Below are 14,573 nucleotides of genomic sequence, written 5' to 3'. Positions count from 1 at the left end.
TGCCTTGGACTTCGTGCTCAACCACATCGCCGACCTCTCCCGCTGGAGCCGCAGCCACCTGGACGAGGTAGCCCTCGCGGTCACCGCCACCCTGCTGGTGCTGTTCGGCAGCCAGGTCAACGCCTTCATCCAGGCGCGCCTGGGCAGCCTGCCGACCGCCATCCGCGTACCGGCCTTCGCCCTGGCCTGCCTGGCCATCTATGGCGCCGCCATGACCTTCCTCACGCCCTGGGTGGTCAAGGGCCTGGCACAGTTCAACAACTACGCCCTGGCCCCGGTGCTGCTGATCGGCGTCTGCCTGCTGGGCGTGCTGGCCGAGCGCCGCAGCTAGTGCGGTGTTTCAGAAGTTAACTACGCAATTTTGGCGGCGCTTTTTTTGCCCGGGCGGCGTTGCCCCAGCGCGGCCATGACGGTCAGGGCGCCTGACTCGAGCGGAACGCCGAACCGCACAGCAGTCACTCCCCCACTCGTGCGCACGCCTGAACCGCCCGACTAGAGCGAGGTGTAGTCCGGGACGCCGGCCAGCAGCAGCAGGCTCTCCAGCGACTGCGGCCGACCGAGCAGGAAGCCCTGGAAGCAGTCCACGCCCAGGCTCTTGAGCAGGTCGAATTGCGCCTGGGTTTCCACCCCCTCGGCGACGATCTGCATGTTCAGCGCCCGGCACAGGCTGACGATGCCCGCCAGCAATTGCCGCGAGCGAGCGTCGCGATCCACCGACAGCAGGAAGCTACGGTCGATCTTGATGGTGTCGAAGGACAGCCGATGTAGATAGCTCAGGGACGAATAGCCGGTGCCGAAGTCGTCCATGGCCACCCGGAAGCCCTGGTCGCGCAGCAGACCGAGGCGCCGCTCCGGGGCACCGCGCTGCAGGAACACCGACTCGGTCACCTCCAGCTCCAGGGCCCGTGGCCGCACGCCGAACTCGGCGCAGGCACGTTCCAGGACCAGGCCCAGCTCATCGTCCGCCACCTGGCGGGCCGAGATGTTCACCGCCACCGGAATACAGACGCCGGCCTGCTGCAAGTCGCGGGCATAGGCCGCCGCCCGCCGGATCGCCAGCCGCCCCAGGGACGAGGCCATGCCATTCTGCTCGGCCAGGGCGACGAAGACACAGGGCAACACCGAGCCCACCCCGGGGCAATCCCAGCGTGCCAGCAGCTCGGCGCTGACCAGCCGGCGCTGGGCATCGAACTTGGGTTGCAGGACGAAGCTGATCTCTTCCGCCTCGATAGCGGCGTGCAGGTGGGCCAGCAGGGTGACCTTGCGCAGCGCCTCGGCGGTGAACTCCGGATCGTAGAAGCGCGCCCGGCTCTTGCCGGCGCTCTTGGCCGCGTACATGGCGGCATCGGCATTGCTGAGCAGTGCCTCGGCGCTCTGGCCGTCGTCGGGGGTCATACTCAGGCCGATGCTGGCGGACACCCGGATATCGTGCTCGGCGATGCGCTGTGGCCGACCGACCACCTGCAGCAGGCGCTCGGCGATCTGGCGCGCCTGGCTGCGACCGTCCACCGCGATGGCGGCGACGAATTCATCGCCCCCCCAGCGCGCCAGCAACTCGTCGTGGCCCAGGCTGTCCTGCAGCGCGGCGGCCAGGACACGCAGCAATTCGTCGCCCGCCTCATGGCCCAAGGAGTCGTTGACCTCCTTGAACCCATCCACGTCGATGAACAGCACGGCCAGGCTGCGGCCTGGCGTGAGCGCGCGCAGGCAGTCGTCGAAGCGGCGATAGAAGCCGCCGCGATTGGGCAGCTGGGTCAGGCCATCGCTCAACGCCAGGCGCTCCAGTGCCTGCTCGGCACGCTTGCGGTCGGTGATGTCGCGCAGGCTGGCGATGACGTAGCCCTCGGCGCCGCCTTCGCCGGCGAAGCGGCTGAGGCTGATCTCCATCGGGGTCACGCGCTTGGCCGAGACATGGAAACTCGCCTCGGACAGGGCATAGCCATGCCGCTCGAAGGCCTGGATGGCCGCCTCGGGCAACTTGATGTAGTGGGACAGGTACTGGCCAGCCACGCTCTTGCCGGCGCTGAGCATCAGCTTGCACAGCGCCTCGTTGGCTTCGATGATCTGGCCGCTCTCGCTGAGCACGGCCATGGCATCCCGGCAGAGGGCGAAGGCCGAGGCCATCAGATGCAGCGAACGCTCGGTGCGTTGGCGGGCACTACGCTCGACCTCCAACTGCCGCAGGGCATCGAGCGCGCCGTCAGGTCCCAGGCTCACCGTTGCATCCCGGGCAAACAGCGCCCCGGCTCACGGTTTTGGTCGGCAGGCATCTCGCAGGTTCCAAGGTTTCCCGATGGCTAGGCCCCATCGCGGCAAAACGCCATCATGCCAAACAGGCGGCAGCTGGCTCAACCCCACCTCATCCGCGACGTACGGTCAGTCTTGCCGTGCGAACTTCAGGTCCCAGACCCCGTGGCCCAGGCGCTCGCCGCGGCGTTCGAACTTGGTGATGGGGCGCTCCTCGGGCCGCGGCACGTAACCCGAGGCATCGCCCAGGTTGTGGTAGCCGGGGGCGGCGTTCATGACCTCGAGCATGTGCTCGGCGTAGGCCTGCCAATCGGTGGCCATGTGCAGCACGCCGCCGACCTTGAGCTTCTGTCGGACCAGTTCGGCGAAGGCCGGCTGGACGATACGCCGCTTGTGGTGGCGGCTCTTGTGCCAGGGGTCGGGGAAAAACAGCAGCACCCGGTCCAGGCTGGCATCGGCCACGCACTGACGCAGCACCTCCAGCGCATCGCAACTGTAGACCCGCAGGTTGGTCAGTTCCTGGGTCATGGCACCATTGAGCAGGGCGCCGACGCCGGGACGATGCACCTCGACGCCGATGAAGTCCTGTTCCGGGGCCGCGGCGGCCATTTCCAGGGTGGAATGGCCCATGCCGAAGCCGATCTCGAAGGTGCGAGGGGCCTGGCGGCCGAATACCCGATCGAAATCCTGCGGGCCGTCGGCCAGCTCCAGGCCGAAGCGCGGCCAGCCCTGGTCGAGACCACGCTGCTGGCCTTCGGTCATGCGGCCGGCACGCATCACGAAGCTCTTGATGGTACGCAGGGGACGGTCGGGGGTCTGGTCGTCTTGATGATCGGTCATGGTGTTATCGATGGTGGGAAAAAGAGACGCCCGGCACGGAGCCGGGCGCATGGGGTTCGCGCGCGGATCAGCCGACCAGGCCGTCTAGCGGCGAGGACGCCGTGGCATAGAGCTTGCGCGGCATGCGCCCGGCCAGGTAGGCCAGGCGGCCGGCGACGATGGCGTGCTTCATGGCTTCGGCCATCAGCACCGGCTCGCGGGCATGGGCGATGGCACTGTTCATCAGCACCGCTTCGCAACCCAGTTCCATGGCAATGGTGGCGTCGGAGGCGGTGCCCACCCCGGCGTCGACCAGCACCGGCACCTTGGCCTCTTCGAGGATGATGCGCAGGTTGTAGGGATTGCAGATGCCCAGACCCGAGCCGATCAGGCCGGCCAGCGGCATCACGGCGATGCAGCCGATGGCCTCCAGCTGGCGAGCGACGATGGGGTCGTCGCTGGTGTAGACCATGACGTCGAAGCCATCCGCCACCAGCGTCTCGGCGGCCTTGAGGGTTTCGATGACGTTGGGGAAGAGGGTCTTCTGGTCGGCCAGCACTTCCAGCTTGACCAGGTTGTGGCCATCGAGCAGCTCACGGGCCAGGCGGCAGGTGCGTACCGCGTCCGCCGCGTCGTAGCAGCCAGCGGTGTTGGGCAGGATGGTGTAGCGCTCGGGCGAGATCACGTCGAGCAGATTGGGCTCGTCGGGATTCTGGCCGATGTTGGTGCGACGCACCGCCACGGTGACGATCTCGGCGCCGGAGGCCTCGATGGCCAGGCGGGTCTCGTCGAGATCGCGGTACTTGCCGGTGCCGACCAACAGGCGCGAGGCATAGGTGCGCCCGGCCAGGGTCAAGGGAGTGTCTTTCATCTGGATTCCTCTTTCGCGGCTAGCCGCCGCCGATGGCGTGGACCACTTCCAGCTGGTCGCCGTCCACCAGGGCGGTGGTGGCATGCTGGCTGCGCGGCACGATGTCGAGGTTGCGTTCCACCGCAACCCGTCGCCCGGTCAATTCGAGACGCACGAGCAGGTCGGCGACGGTGGTACCGTCCGGCAGCTCAAGGGATTCGCCGTTCAACAGGATCTGCATGGAAAAAGCATCGTCGCTGGGTGAACCGGCATTCTACGCCGGTCGGGCGCTCATTGCAGCGACGCCCGATCCGGAGCCGCTCCCTCAGAGACTGCTCAGACGCCAGGCGAGCAGCGCCAGACAGCCCCAGCCGGCGAGAAAGCACAGGCCGCCGAAGGGGGTGATGATGCCCAGCCGCGAGGTGCCGGTCAGCGTCAGCAGATAGAGACTGCCGGAAAACAGCAGGATGCCGGCGATGAAGAAACCGCCGGCCCAGGCCACCAGACGCCCCTGGAAATGCACCGACAGTAGCGCCACGCCGAACAGCGCCAGCGCATGGATGAGCTGATAGAGCACCCCGGTCTGGAATACCGCCAGGTAGTCGGCGGACAGCCGGCCCTTGAGACCATGGGCGGCGAAGGCACCCAGGCCGACGCCGGTAAAGCCGGCCAGGGCCGCGAAGAGCAGGAAGAGACGCAACATGGGTTTTCCCGGGCGATGAAAGGTGAGCGCTGGTTATAATGGCCCGCTAACCGCCAAAGACCAAGCCGATGCTGCGTACCCTCCTCCGTCGTCTCCTGCGTGTCGCCCTCTGGTTCGCCGCCCTCAGCGCCGCCGTGGTGCTGGTCCTGCGCTGGGTGCCGCCGCCGGGCAGCATGCTGATGGTCGAACGCAAGGTCGAATCCTGGATCGATGGCAAGCCCATCGACCTGCAGCGCGACTGGCGCCCCTGGAAGGAGCTGCCGGATGACCTCAAGATGGCGGTGATCGCCGGCGAGGACCAGCATTTCGCCGAGCATTGGGGCTTCGACATGGCAGCGATCCGCCAGGCCTTCAGCCACAACGAAGCCGGCGGCTCCCTGCGCGGTGCCAGCACCATCAGCCAGCAGACCGCCAAGAATCTCTTTCTCTGGAGTGGTCGCAGCTGGCTGCGCAAGGCTTTCGAGGCCTGGTTTACCGTGCTGCTGGAGACCTTCTGGTCCAAGCAGCGCATCCTCGAGGTCTATCTCAACAGCGTGGAATGGGACGACGGCGTGTTCGGCGCCGAAGCCGCGGCCCGTCACCATTTCGGTATAGGCGCGCCCTACCTGTCCGATCGCCAGGCCAGCCTGCTGGCCGCCGTGCTGCCCAACCCCCGCGAGTGGAGCCCGAGCCGTCCCAGCGCCTACGTCGCCGAACGCGCCGCCTGGATTCGCCAGCAGGAACGCCAGCTGGGCGGCAGCGACTATCTACGGCGGATGACCGGGCAGTAGCGCGAGGCACGTAGCGTGGAAAACGGCGCAGTCTTTTCCACTCGACGACTGTTCCAGATGCTGCCCAGACGACGCCTGAGTTCGCGCGTGGAAAACGCGTCGCGGTTTTCCACCCTACCTGCTGCCTACGTGACGCTGCAGCTCATGCATGGAAGACGCTGTAAGGTTTTCCATCTACCTGTGGTTTATCGTGTCGTAGCTCATAACGGAACTAGCGGTGTAGCGTGGAAAACGACGCAGCCTTTTCCACAGCAGGCGGGTAGCTCAGGCAGGCTGTCTGGTGGCTACAGATCGCCCGTGGAAAACGCTGCGCGGTTTTCCACGCCACCCTGGCATCCGACCGCAATAGCCATTCTCGCGGACATAAAAAAACCGCGCCCTGAGGCGCGGTTTTTCAATCTCAGGCCAGATCAGGCGGCGATGTTGCCCTTGAGCTTGTTCATCGCGTTCTTCTCCAGCTGACGGATACGCTCTGCCGAGACGTTGTACTTGGCCGCCAGCTCGTGCAGCGTCGCCTTTTCCTCGGCCAGCCAACGCTGGTAGAGGATATCGCGGCTGCGGTCGTCCAGGCGTTCCAGAGCTTCGTGCAGATTGGCCGTGGAGCTGTCGGTCCAGTCGGCTTCCTCCAGTTGGCGCGCCGGATCGTAACGGCTGTCTTCCAGGTACTGGGCCGGCGACTGATAGGCCGCATCGTCATCGGCATCGCTGGCCGGGTCGAAGGCCATGTCATGACCGGTCAGACGGCTTTCCATCTCGCGCACTTCCCGGGGTTCGACACCCAGGGTTTCGGCCACGCGATGAACCTCGTCGTTGTTCAGCCAGGCCAGCCGCTTCTTCTGGCTGCGCAGGTTGAAGAACAGCTTGCGCTGCGCCTTGGTGGTGGCCACCTTGACGATGCGCCAGTTGCGCAGGATGAATTCGTGGATTTCGGCCTTGATCCAGTGCACGGCAAAGGACACCAGGCGTACGCCCATTTCGGGATTGAAGCGCTTCACGGCTTTCATCAGGCCGACATTGCCTTCCTGAACCAGGTCGGCCTGGGCCAGGCCATAGCCGGAATAGCTCTTGGCGATATGCACCACGAAACGCAGATGCGCGAGCACCAACTGCCGGGCGGCCTCGACGTCTTCCTTGTAGAAGAGGCGCTCGGCCAGTTCACGCTCCCGCTCCGGAGTGAGCAGCGGAATGCTGTTCACCGAATGCACATAGGCTTCCAGGCTGGCGCCGGGAACCAATGTAGGAACAGGTTGCAAAGAAGTGGTCATGCGAATCCTCCGATTCACTAAGCACTGGACAGTCTAACACTGATTTTTTGGACAGCGCCAGACTAGCCGAGGTTCCCTTAACCCCAGCTGAAAACAGGCGTGAAATGCCTGTGTCATCAGGGGGTTAGACCGTTTCCGGAGATGCCGGAAACGGTCGTCCGTCAGCGCGGGGCGAGTTCGCGCAGGTGGCGGGCGACAGCCAGCCAGGCGCCGATGTAGCCCAGCAGCACGGCACCTATCAGCAGTTGCAGACCATCTTCCAGCGCAACGCTGCCCAGGGCGAAATCGCTGCCATAGAGGCCGGCCAACTCCATCACCGCAGCGTTGAGCCAGTTCAGCCCGAAGACCAGCAGCGCCCAGGCGGCGATGCCGGCGCCCAGGCCGAACAGCGCGCCCATGTAGAGGAAGGGCCGCCGCACGTAGCCGTCGGTACCACCCACGAGCTTGACTACCTCGATCTCGGTGCGCCGATTCTCGATGGCCAGGCGAATGGTATTGCCGATCACCAGTAGCAGGGCGATCACCAGCACCACGGTCAGGCCGAAGACGAAACGCTCGCCCAGCTTGAGGATGGCGGTGAGGCGCTCGACCCACTGCATGTCCAGCTGTACCTGCTGCACGCCGTTCATTTCGGCCAGCTGGCTGCGCAGCATGTCGAGGCGGCTCTTGTCGATTTCCTTGGGCGTCACGGCGATGACGCCGGGCAAGGGATTCTGCGGCAGCTCGCGCAGCGCCTCACCCAGGCCGGCGTCCTGCTGCAATTCCTTCAGGGCATCGTCCGGACTGATCCAGCGCGCCTCGGCGACGTCGGGCAGAACCTTGATCTGGCTCATCAGCACCTCGGCCTGGTCCTGGCCGGTGCGCAGGTCGAGGAATACCGAGATCTGCGCGGCACGCTGCCAGGAGCCGCCGAGCCGCTCGACGTTCTTCAGCAGCAGCGACACGCCCATGGGCAGCGCCAGGGCGATGCCCATCACCAGGCAGGTGAGGAAGGTGCCTATGGGTTGCTGCACCATCCGTCTGAGGCTGTCCCTCAGGCCGGTGCGATGGGCTTCGAGATAGGCATGCAGCGGGCCGCGCCAGTCACTCTTGGGCGGCTTGGGTGCCTGGCGTTGCGGACGCTGGGGCTTGCCGCCCTGCTCCTGGCCACGGGGCAGTTCGGTGGCGCTCATGGCTGGCTCTCCTCTTCATCGCCGATCAGGCGGCCGCGCTGCAGGGTCAGCATGCGGTGGCGCAGCCGGGCGATGAGGGCGTGGTCGTGGCTGGCGATCAGCACCGTGGTGCCGAGGCTGTTGATGTCCTCGAAGACGCCCATGATTTCCGAGGCCAGGCGCGGATCGAGGTTACCGGTAGGCTCGTCGGCGAGCAGCAGGGCCGGGCGATGGACCACGGCGCGGGCGATGCCGACCCGCTGCTGCTGGCCGGTGGACAGCTCGGCCGGATAGTCGTCGAGCTTGTCCTTGAGGCTGACCCGTTCCAGCGCCGCGGCCACGCGCTTGGCGATTTCGGGCTTGGACAGGCCGAGGATCTGCAGCGGCAGGGCGACGTTGTCGAACACGGTGCGGTCGTAGAGCAGTTGGTGATTCTGGAAGACCACCCCGATCTGCCGGCGCAGGAAGGGGATCTGCTCATTGGTGATGCGCGAGATGTCCTGGCCAGCCAGGGTCAGCTTGCCACCGGTGGGCCTTTCCATCGCCAGGATCAGCCGCATCAGGGTGCTCTTGCCGGCGCCGGAGTGACCGGTGACGAAGAGGATCTCGCCGCGTTCGGCACGGAAGCTCAGTTCCTGCAGGCCGACGTGACCATTGGGATAGCGCTTGGAGACGCGGTCGAACTGGATCATGAGACGCCACGCTCCGCGAACAGGGCCTGGACGAAGGGCCGCGCCTCGAAGGGCCGTAGGTCGTCGATGCCTTCGCCGACGCCGACGTAGCGGATCGGCAGGGCGCTCTGCTTGGCCAGGGCGAAGATCACCCCGCCCTTGGCGGTGCCATCGAGCTTGGTCAGGGCCAGACCGGTCAGGGGCACCGCATTGTGGAATTGCTTGGCCTGGTTGAGGGCGTTCTGGCCGGTACCGGCGTCCAGTACCAGCAGGGTCTCGTGGGGCGCCGCCTGGTCCAGCTTGCCGATCACCCGACGGACCTTGCGCAGTTCTTCCATGAGGTTGTCCTTGGTATGCAGCCGGCCGGCGGTATCGGCGATCAGGACATCGATGCCGCGGGCCTTGGCGGCCTGGACGGCGTCGAAGATCACCGAGGCGGAATCGGCCCCGGTGTGCTGGGCGATCACCGGAATGCGGTTGCGCTCGCCCCAGACCTGCAACTGCTCCACGGCGGCGGCGCGGAAGGTATCGCCGGCCGCCAGCATGACCTTCTTGCCGTCGTTCTGCAGGCGCTTGGCCAGCTTGCCGATAGTGGTGGTCTTGCCGGCGCCGTTCACGCCGACCACCAGGATGACGTAGGGCTTGTGCGAGGTATCGATCAGCAGCGGCTGCTCCACCGGCAGCAGCATCTCGGTGAGCTCCTGCTGCAGCGCCTGATAAAGCGCCTCGCTGTCGGCCAGCTGCTTGCGCGCCACCTTCTGGGTCAGGTTGCGCATGATGACGCCGGTGGCCTCGACGCCGACGTCGGCGGTCAGCAGGCGGGTTTCCAGCTCTTCGAGCAGGTCATCGTCGATGGCCTTCTGGCCGAGGAACAGGCTGGCCATGCCCTCACCGAGGCTGGCGCTGGTCTTGGACAGGCCCTGGCGCAGGCGGGCGAAGAAGCCCAGCTTGGTCGGCTCGGCCGCAGCGGCGACCGGTTGCAAAGCGGGCTCGGGTTCGGGCGCAACCACCACCGGCTCAGGACGGACCGGGGCGACGGGCGCCACAGGTACGACCGGAGCAGGCTCGGGTTCAGGCTCTGCCACGGGCCCCGGAACAACCGGAGGCAACGGCGCGACCGGCTCAACCGGCGCGGGTACGGGCACGGATTGCGGCTTGGGCTCCGCCACCGGCTCGACCTCGACCGGTGGCACGATGGGATCGGTGACCAGCGGCTCGACCAGCGCCGTCAGGGCCACTGGCGACGGCACCTCCTCTTCGGCGACCGGGGCCGGGGTCAGCGACGGGATCGCCTCCGGCGGCTCGGGCACCGGCTCCGGATGCCGCACCGGCTCGCTGGCCAGCGGCTCGGGCAAGCGCTCTTCGGGCGCGGCCGGGGCTTCGGCAGGCGTCTCTACCGGTTCGGCGGTCTTCTTGCGGAACCAGCCGAACAGGCCTTTCTTCTCCGCGGGGGGAGACTTCTTGTCGTCGGATCCAAACATGCGCGGCTCTGTGTCGAACGGACGACCAGGCTGCGGGAGCTCCGCCAGGCGGCGCTCGACCGTCAGCCATGGCCGTCGGGAAAAGGGATGCGTATCCTAGCAGCCTGCCGGGCGGAAGACCTCCCCGTCGGCGAAAAACGCGCGACCGTCCCCAGGACACCCGCGCTTCGTTTCCCACCGCGTCCCAAGGCCTGCTCTCGCGATGCCCGCCTACCGCTCCCTGCGCGCCACCCTGATCGGCCTGCTCTGCCTGCTTCCCACTGTCGCCCCGGCCGACGCCGGCCGGCAGAACACCCAGGAATTCACCCTCGACAACGGCCTGAAACTGGTGGTCCGCGAAGATCACCGGGCGCCGGTGGCCGTGGTGCAGCTCTGGTACCGCGTGGGCTCCAGCCTCGAGGCGCCAGGCGCGACCGGGCTGTCCCACGCGCTGGAACACCTGATGTTCAAGGGCAGCCGCAAGCTCGGCGCCGGCGAGGCCTCGCATCTGTTGCGCGACCTGGGCGCCGAGGAAAACGCCTTCACCACCGACGACTACACCGTCTACTACCAGTTGCTGGCGCGCGACCGCTTGCCGATCGCCCTGGAGCTGGAAGCCGATCGCATGCAGCACCTGCGCCTGGCGCCGGACGAGGTCACTCGCGAACTGGAAGTCATCAAGGAAGAACGCCGGCTGCGCACCGATGACCGCCCTGAGGCGCTGTCCTTCGAAAGATTCAAGGCGGCGGCCTATCCGGCCAGTGGCTATCGCAATCCCACCATCGGCTGGCCCCAGGATCTGCAACGCCTGAGCGTGGACGATCTCCGCCGCTGGTACCAGACCTGGTACGCCCCCAACAACGCCACTCTGGTGGTGGTCGGCGATGTCGAGCCCCAGGCGATCCGCGCCGAGGTACAGCGCTGGTTCGGCGGCATCCCCCGCAGCGACCTGCCCGCGCCTCGGCGGCCGCTGGAATTGCCAGCGCCAGGTGAGCGTCGCCTGGCCTTGCAGGCCCGCGAGGTACCCAGCCTGTTGATGGGGTTCAACGTGCCGAGCCTGGCCACTGCGGCCCAGCCACGTGACGCCTATGCCCTGCAGTTGCTGGCCGCCCTGCTCAGCGGCGGCTCGGGCGCGCGCCTGCCCAGTCGTCTCGAGCGCGGCCAGGAAGTGGCCAGCAGCGTGCGCGCGGCCTATGGCTCCTACACCCGTGGCGATAGCCTCTTCCTGCTCAGCGGCACCCCCAACACCCAGCGTGGCAAGACCCTCGCACAGCTGGAAGCGGCCTTCTGGGAGCAGTTGGACCTGCTCAAGCGCGAGCCGCCCAGCACGGAAGAGCTGGCCCGGGTCCGCGCCCTGCTGGTGGCTGGCCTGGTCTACGGCCGCGACTCCATCACCGCCCAGGCCAGCAGTATCGGCCAGCTGGAAAGCGTCGGCCTCGGTTGGCGCCAGGGTGAGCTCCTGCTCGACGAACTGAACCAGGTCACCCCCGGCGACCTCCGTCGCGTGGCCCGCACCTATTTCACCCGCGAGCGGCTGACTCTCGCCCAGTTGCGCCCCGCCGCCGCGGAGACCCAACGATGAAACGCCTGCTCTGCCTCTCGCTGTGCCTACTCGCCGGTTGTCAGACCTCATCACCGGTCGGCGACCTGGCCCGCGCCTATCCCACCGTGGACAGTCTGAAGACGCTCAAGGACGCCCCGCCGCTGGGCCGCCAGCTGGACATCCAGCGCTGGCGCACCGCCGAGGGCGCCCAGGTACTCTTCGTGCCGGCACCGGAATTGCCGATGTTCGACGTGCGCCTGATCTTCGCGGCCGGCAGCAGCCAGGACGGCGCCACCCCGGGCCTGGCCATGCTGACCAACGGCCTGCTCAACGAAGGCACGCCAGGACGCGATGCCGGTGCCATCGCCGACGGTTTCGAGCGCCTGGGCGCCGACTTCAGCAACGGCGCCTATCGTGACCAGGCGGTGGCCGGGCTGCGCACCCTCGCCGATCCCGCCCATAGCGAACCGGCCCTGGCGCTGCTCGCCGACGTGGTGGGTCACCCGACCTTTCCCGCCGAGGCCATCCAGCGCATCCGTGACCAGCTGCTGACCCTGATCGCCGCCAGCCGCCGTGAACCGGCCAGCCTGACGGGCGAAGCCCTGCAGGAAAGGCTCTACGGCAACCACCCCTATGCCCATTCGCCCCGTGGCACCGCAGCGGGCCTGGCGCACCTCGACGCGGCCGCCCTGCGTGCCTTCCATGCCCGGGCCTATGCCGCCGGCAATGCGGTGATCGCCATCACCGGCGACCTGGATCGAGCCCGCGCCGAGCGCATCGCCGCCCAGCTGTCCCGCGCCCTGCCCCCAGGCCCTGCCCTGCCGCCACTACCGGCTCCCCGTCCCGCCGCGCCGGCGGTCGTGCACCTGGAGATTCCCGCCCAGCAGACGCGCCTGCTGCTCGGTCAACTCGGCATCACCCGGAGCGATCCCGACTACGCCGCCCTGTTCGTCGGCAACCAGATCCTCGGTGGCGGCGGCTTCGGCAGCCGCCTGATGACCGAGCTGCGCGAACGTCGCGGCCTCACCTATGGCGTCAGCTCGGGCTTCACCCCCATGCGCCAGCCAGGCCCCTTCACCCTCGGCCTGCAGACCCGCGCCGAGCTGGGCGACGCCACCCTCGCCCTGGTCCTCGACCTGCTGCGTGATTACCGGGCGCAGGGCCCCACCCAGGCCGAGCTGGATCGCGCCAAGCGCCAGATCGAAGGCAGCTTCCCGCTGGCCAACGCCAGCAACGGGGCCATCGTCGCCCAATTGGGCAACATCGGCTTCTACGACCTGCCCAGCAGCTACCTCGACGACTTCCTCCAGCAGATCCGCGCCCTCACCGTCGAGCAGGTGCGTGCTGCCCTGCAGCGGCACCTGGACCCGGCGAGGTTTGTCGTGGTCTCCGCCGGCCCCACCGTCGCCCAGCAGCCCCTGCCACCACCGCGCCCCCTCACCTCACTGCCGCCCAACGGCGTCCCGGAGCACTGACATGGCCCAGAAGACCGCCAACCAATTGCGCATCATCGGTGGCGACTGGCGCAGCCGGCGCTTCGTCTTTCCCGATGCGCTGGGCCTGAGGCCCACGCCCGATCGGGTCCGCGAGACGCTGTTCAACTGGCTGGCCGCCGTGACCCCGGGCGCCCGGGTGCTCGACCCCTTCGCCGGCAGCGGCGCCTTGCTGCTGGAAGCCCTGTCCCGCGGCGCCAGCCAGGCGCTGGCCTTCGACCTCAACGCCCAGGCGGCCAATGCCCTGCGCGGCCACCTGCAGACCCTTGGCTGTACCCACGCCGAGGTGCGCCAGACCGACGCCCTGCAGGCACTGGCCAAGCCGATCGAAGCGTCCTTCGACCTGGTCTTCCTCGATCCGCCCTTCGGCAAGGACCTGCTGGAACCGGCCTGCCAGGCCCTGGAAGCCAAGGGCTGGCTGGCCGCGGATGCCTGGGTCTACACGGAGAGCGAAACCCAACCCTCGCGCCTGAGCCTGCCCACCACCTGGCAGCTGCACCGCGAGAAGAAGACCGGCAACGTCCACTACGCCCTCTGGCATCGCCAGGCGTGACCGGCGCCCCCTTCCGCCCGGCACGCTGGCTGCCCGGTCCGCACCTGCAGACCCTCTGGGGTTCGTTGTGGCGTCGTCTGCCGCCCATCACCCGGCCACGGGAACGGCTGTGGCTGGAGGATGGCGACTTCCTCGATCTCGACTGGTATCACGCCGAAGACCCGCGGGCGCCTCTGGTACTGATCGCCCACGGTCTCACCGGCAGCTCCGGCTCCCACTATGTCCTCGGCCTGCAATTCGCCCTCGCCACCCGCGGCTGGGCCAGCGTCGGCCTCAACTGGCGCGGCTGCTCCGGCGAACCCAATCGCCTGCCGCGCGGCTATCACTCCGGCGTCAGCGACGACCTGGCCGCGGTGGTCCGCCATCTAAGGGCCAGTCGCCCGGACGCCCCGCTGTTCGCCGTCGGCTTCTCCCTGGGCGGCAACGTGCTGCTCAAGTATCTGGGCGAGTGCGGCGAAGACAGCGGCCTGCGCGCCGCCGCGGCGGTCTCGGTGCCCTTTCGTCTGGATCTCTGCGCCGACCGTATCGGCATCGGCTTCTCGCGGATCTACCAGCGGCATTTCATCCGCGAACTGGCCCGCTACGTCCGCGACAAGCAGGCGCTGTTCGATCGCGAACGCCATCCCGAGCAGCACGAGACCCTCGCCCGCCTGGGTCCGCCCGAGGGGCTGAAGACCTTCTGGGATTTCGACGACAGATACACTGCGCCGCTGCACGGCTTCCACGACGCCCGGGACTACTATCGCCAGGCCTCCAGTCGCTACTACCTGGGCGGAATTCGCATCCCCACCCTGCTGATCCAGGCCGAGGACGACCCCTTCATCGGCACCGACGCCCTACCGGCGCGGGCCGAACTGGCACCGGACACCCTCTTCGAGCGTCTGCCCCATGGTGGCCACGTGGGCTTCGTCGGCGGTTCCTTTCGCCAACCCGACTACTATCTGGAAAGGCGCATCCCCGACTGGCTGGTCAGCCAGCTGGCATCGCCATCCGGCCGATAAACGCCCACGGCGCCGCCATCCCGCCCCTCCTCGCCTTGGCCCCACCC

General features: G+C 67.6%; 15 protein-coding genes. 6 read left to right on the top strand and 9 right to left on the bottom strand.

What is annotated here, in order from left to right:
• Positions 1-4 precede the first annotated feature (4 nt).
• Entirely contained in the window at positions 5-331 is a 327-nt protein-coding gene (locus AR540_RS13785) for a DUF3392 family protein (protein ID WP_059229783.1), read from the top strand.
• 161 nt (positions 332-492) lie between these two features.
• Here AR540_RS13785 and AR540_RS13780 read toward each other — a convergent pair whose 3' ends face one another.
• From AR540_RS13780 to AR540_RS13760, 5 genes are all read right to left on the bottom strand, one after another.
• Entirely contained in the window at positions 493-2,217 is a 1,725-nt protein-coding gene (locus AR540_RS13780; RefSeq protein ID WP_059229782.1) for a putative bifunctional diguanylate cyclase/phosphodiesterase, read from the bottom strand.
• Between the two features lie 159 nt (positions 2,218-2,376).
• Positions 2,377-3,048, bottom strand: coding sequence for a tRNA (guanosine(46)-N7)-methyltransferase TrmB (trmB, locus tag AR540_RS13775; protein WP_236712070.1), 672 nt, complete (start codon positions 3,046-3,048; stop codon positions 2,377-2,379).
• 106 nt (positions 3,049-3,154) lie between these two features.
• On the bottom strand, positions 3,155-3,937 hold the full coding sequence (locus AR540_RS13770; protein WP_059229780.1) for a thiazole synthase: 783 nt from the start codon (positions 3,935-3,937) through the stop codon (positions 3,155-3,157).
• A 19-nt stretch (positions 3,938-3,956) separates the two neighbouring features.
• Positions 3,957-4,157: a sulfur carrier protein ThiS gene (gene thiS / locus AR540_RS13765; RefSeq protein WP_059229779.1), complete on the bottom strand. Its 201-nt coding sequence runs from the start codon at positions 4,155-4,157 to the stop codon at positions 3,957-3,959.
• An 84-nt stretch (positions 4,158-4,241) separates the two neighbouring features.
• A complete protein-coding gene (locus tag AR540_RS13760) occupies positions 4,242-4,619 on the bottom strand; it encodes a DUF423 domain-containing protein (protein ID WP_059229778.1) in 378 nt (125 codons plus the stop codon).
• Between the two features lie 68 nt (positions 4,620-4,687).
• Here AR540_RS13760 and mtgA point away from each other — a divergent pair, with 68 nt between their 5' ends.
• Entirely contained in the window at positions 4,688-5,389 is a 702-nt protein-coding gene (gene mtgA / locus AR540_RS13755) for a monofunctional biosynthetic peptidoglycan transglycosylase (RefSeq protein ID WP_059229777.1), read from the top strand.
• 410 nt (positions 5,390-5,799) lie between these two features.
• Here mtgA and rpoH read toward each other — a convergent pair whose 3' ends face one another.
• The 4 genes from rpoH to ftsY all read right to left on the bottom strand — a co-directional run bounded on the left by rpoH (position 5,800) and on the right by ftsY (position 9,957).
• Positions 5,800-6,654, bottom strand: coding sequence for an RNA polymerase sigma factor RpoH (rpoH, locus tag AR540_RS13750; protein WP_059229776.1), 855 nt, complete (start codon positions 6,652-6,654; stop codon positions 5,800-5,802).
• Positions 6,655-6,815: 161 nt separating this feature from the next.
• Positions 6,816-7,826 carry a permease-like cell division protein FtsX gene (ftsX, locus tag AR540_RS13745; protein WP_059229775.1) on the bottom strand — a complete coding sequence of 337 codons (1,011 nt, stop codon included), beginning with the start codon at positions 7,824-7,826 and terminating at the stop codon, positions 6,816-6,818.
• Positions 7,823-8,497, bottom strand: a complete 675-nt coding sequence (gene ftsE, locus AR540_RS13740; protein WP_059229774.1) for a cell division ATP-binding protein FtsE — start codon at positions 8,495-8,497, stop codon at positions 7,823-7,825. Before ftsE ends, ftsX begins: the two co-directional genes overlap by 4 nt.
• Positions 8,494-9,957: a signal recognition particle-docking protein FtsY gene (ftsY, locus tag AR540_RS13735; protein WP_059229773.1), complete on the bottom strand. Its 1,464-nt coding sequence runs from the start codon at positions 9,955-9,957 to the stop codon at positions 8,494-8,496. The genes ftsE and ftsY overlap by 4 nt, the downstream gene beginning before the upstream one ends.
• A 202-nt stretch (positions 9,958-10,159) precedes the next feature.
• Between ftsY and AR540_RS13730 the strand changes: the two genes are divergently transcribed.
• From AR540_RS13730 to AR540_RS13715, 4 genes are read left to right on the top strand one after another with little or no spacing between them, the layout of a single operon-like run.
• Complete coding sequence (locus AR540_RS13730) at positions 10,160-11,518, top strand: M16 family metallopeptidase (RefSeq protein ID WP_059229772.1); 1,359 nt, start codon at positions 10,160-10,162, stop codon at positions 11,516-11,518.
• The gene (locus AR540_RS13725; RefSeq protein ID WP_059229771.1) at positions 11,515-12,954 is read left to right on the top strand and encodes a M16 family metallopeptidase; all 1,440 of its coding nucleotides are present in this window, start codon (positions 11,515-11,517) and stop codon (positions 12,952-12,954) included. The genes AR540_RS13730 and AR540_RS13725 overlap by 4 nt, the downstream gene beginning before the upstream one ends.
• Before the next feature lies 1 nt (position 12,955).
• Complete coding sequence (gene rsmD, locus AR540_RS13720) at positions 12,956-13,525, top strand: 16S rRNA (guanine(966)-N(2))-methyltransferase RsmD (RefSeq protein WP_059229770.1); 570 nt, start codon at positions 12,956-12,958, stop codon at positions 13,523-13,525.
• Positions 13,522-14,526: a hydrolase gene (locus AR540_RS13715; RefSeq protein ID WP_059229769.1), complete on the top strand. Its 1,005-nt coding sequence runs from the start codon at positions 13,522-13,524 to the stop codon at positions 14,524-14,526. The genes rsmD and AR540_RS13715 overlap by 4 nt, the downstream gene beginning before the upstream one ends.
• Positions 14,527-14,573 lie beyond the last annotated feature (47 nt).

The sequence above is a fragment of the Pseudomonas sp. EpS/L25 genome (genome assembly GCF_001512295.1).
GTDB lineage: Bacteria > Pseudomonadota > Gammaproteobacteria > Pseudomonadales > Pseudomonadaceae > Chryseomonas.
The sequence above is the reverse complement of the archived record's forward strand: the minus strand, read 5'-3'. Positions and strand labels throughout refer to the sequence as shown.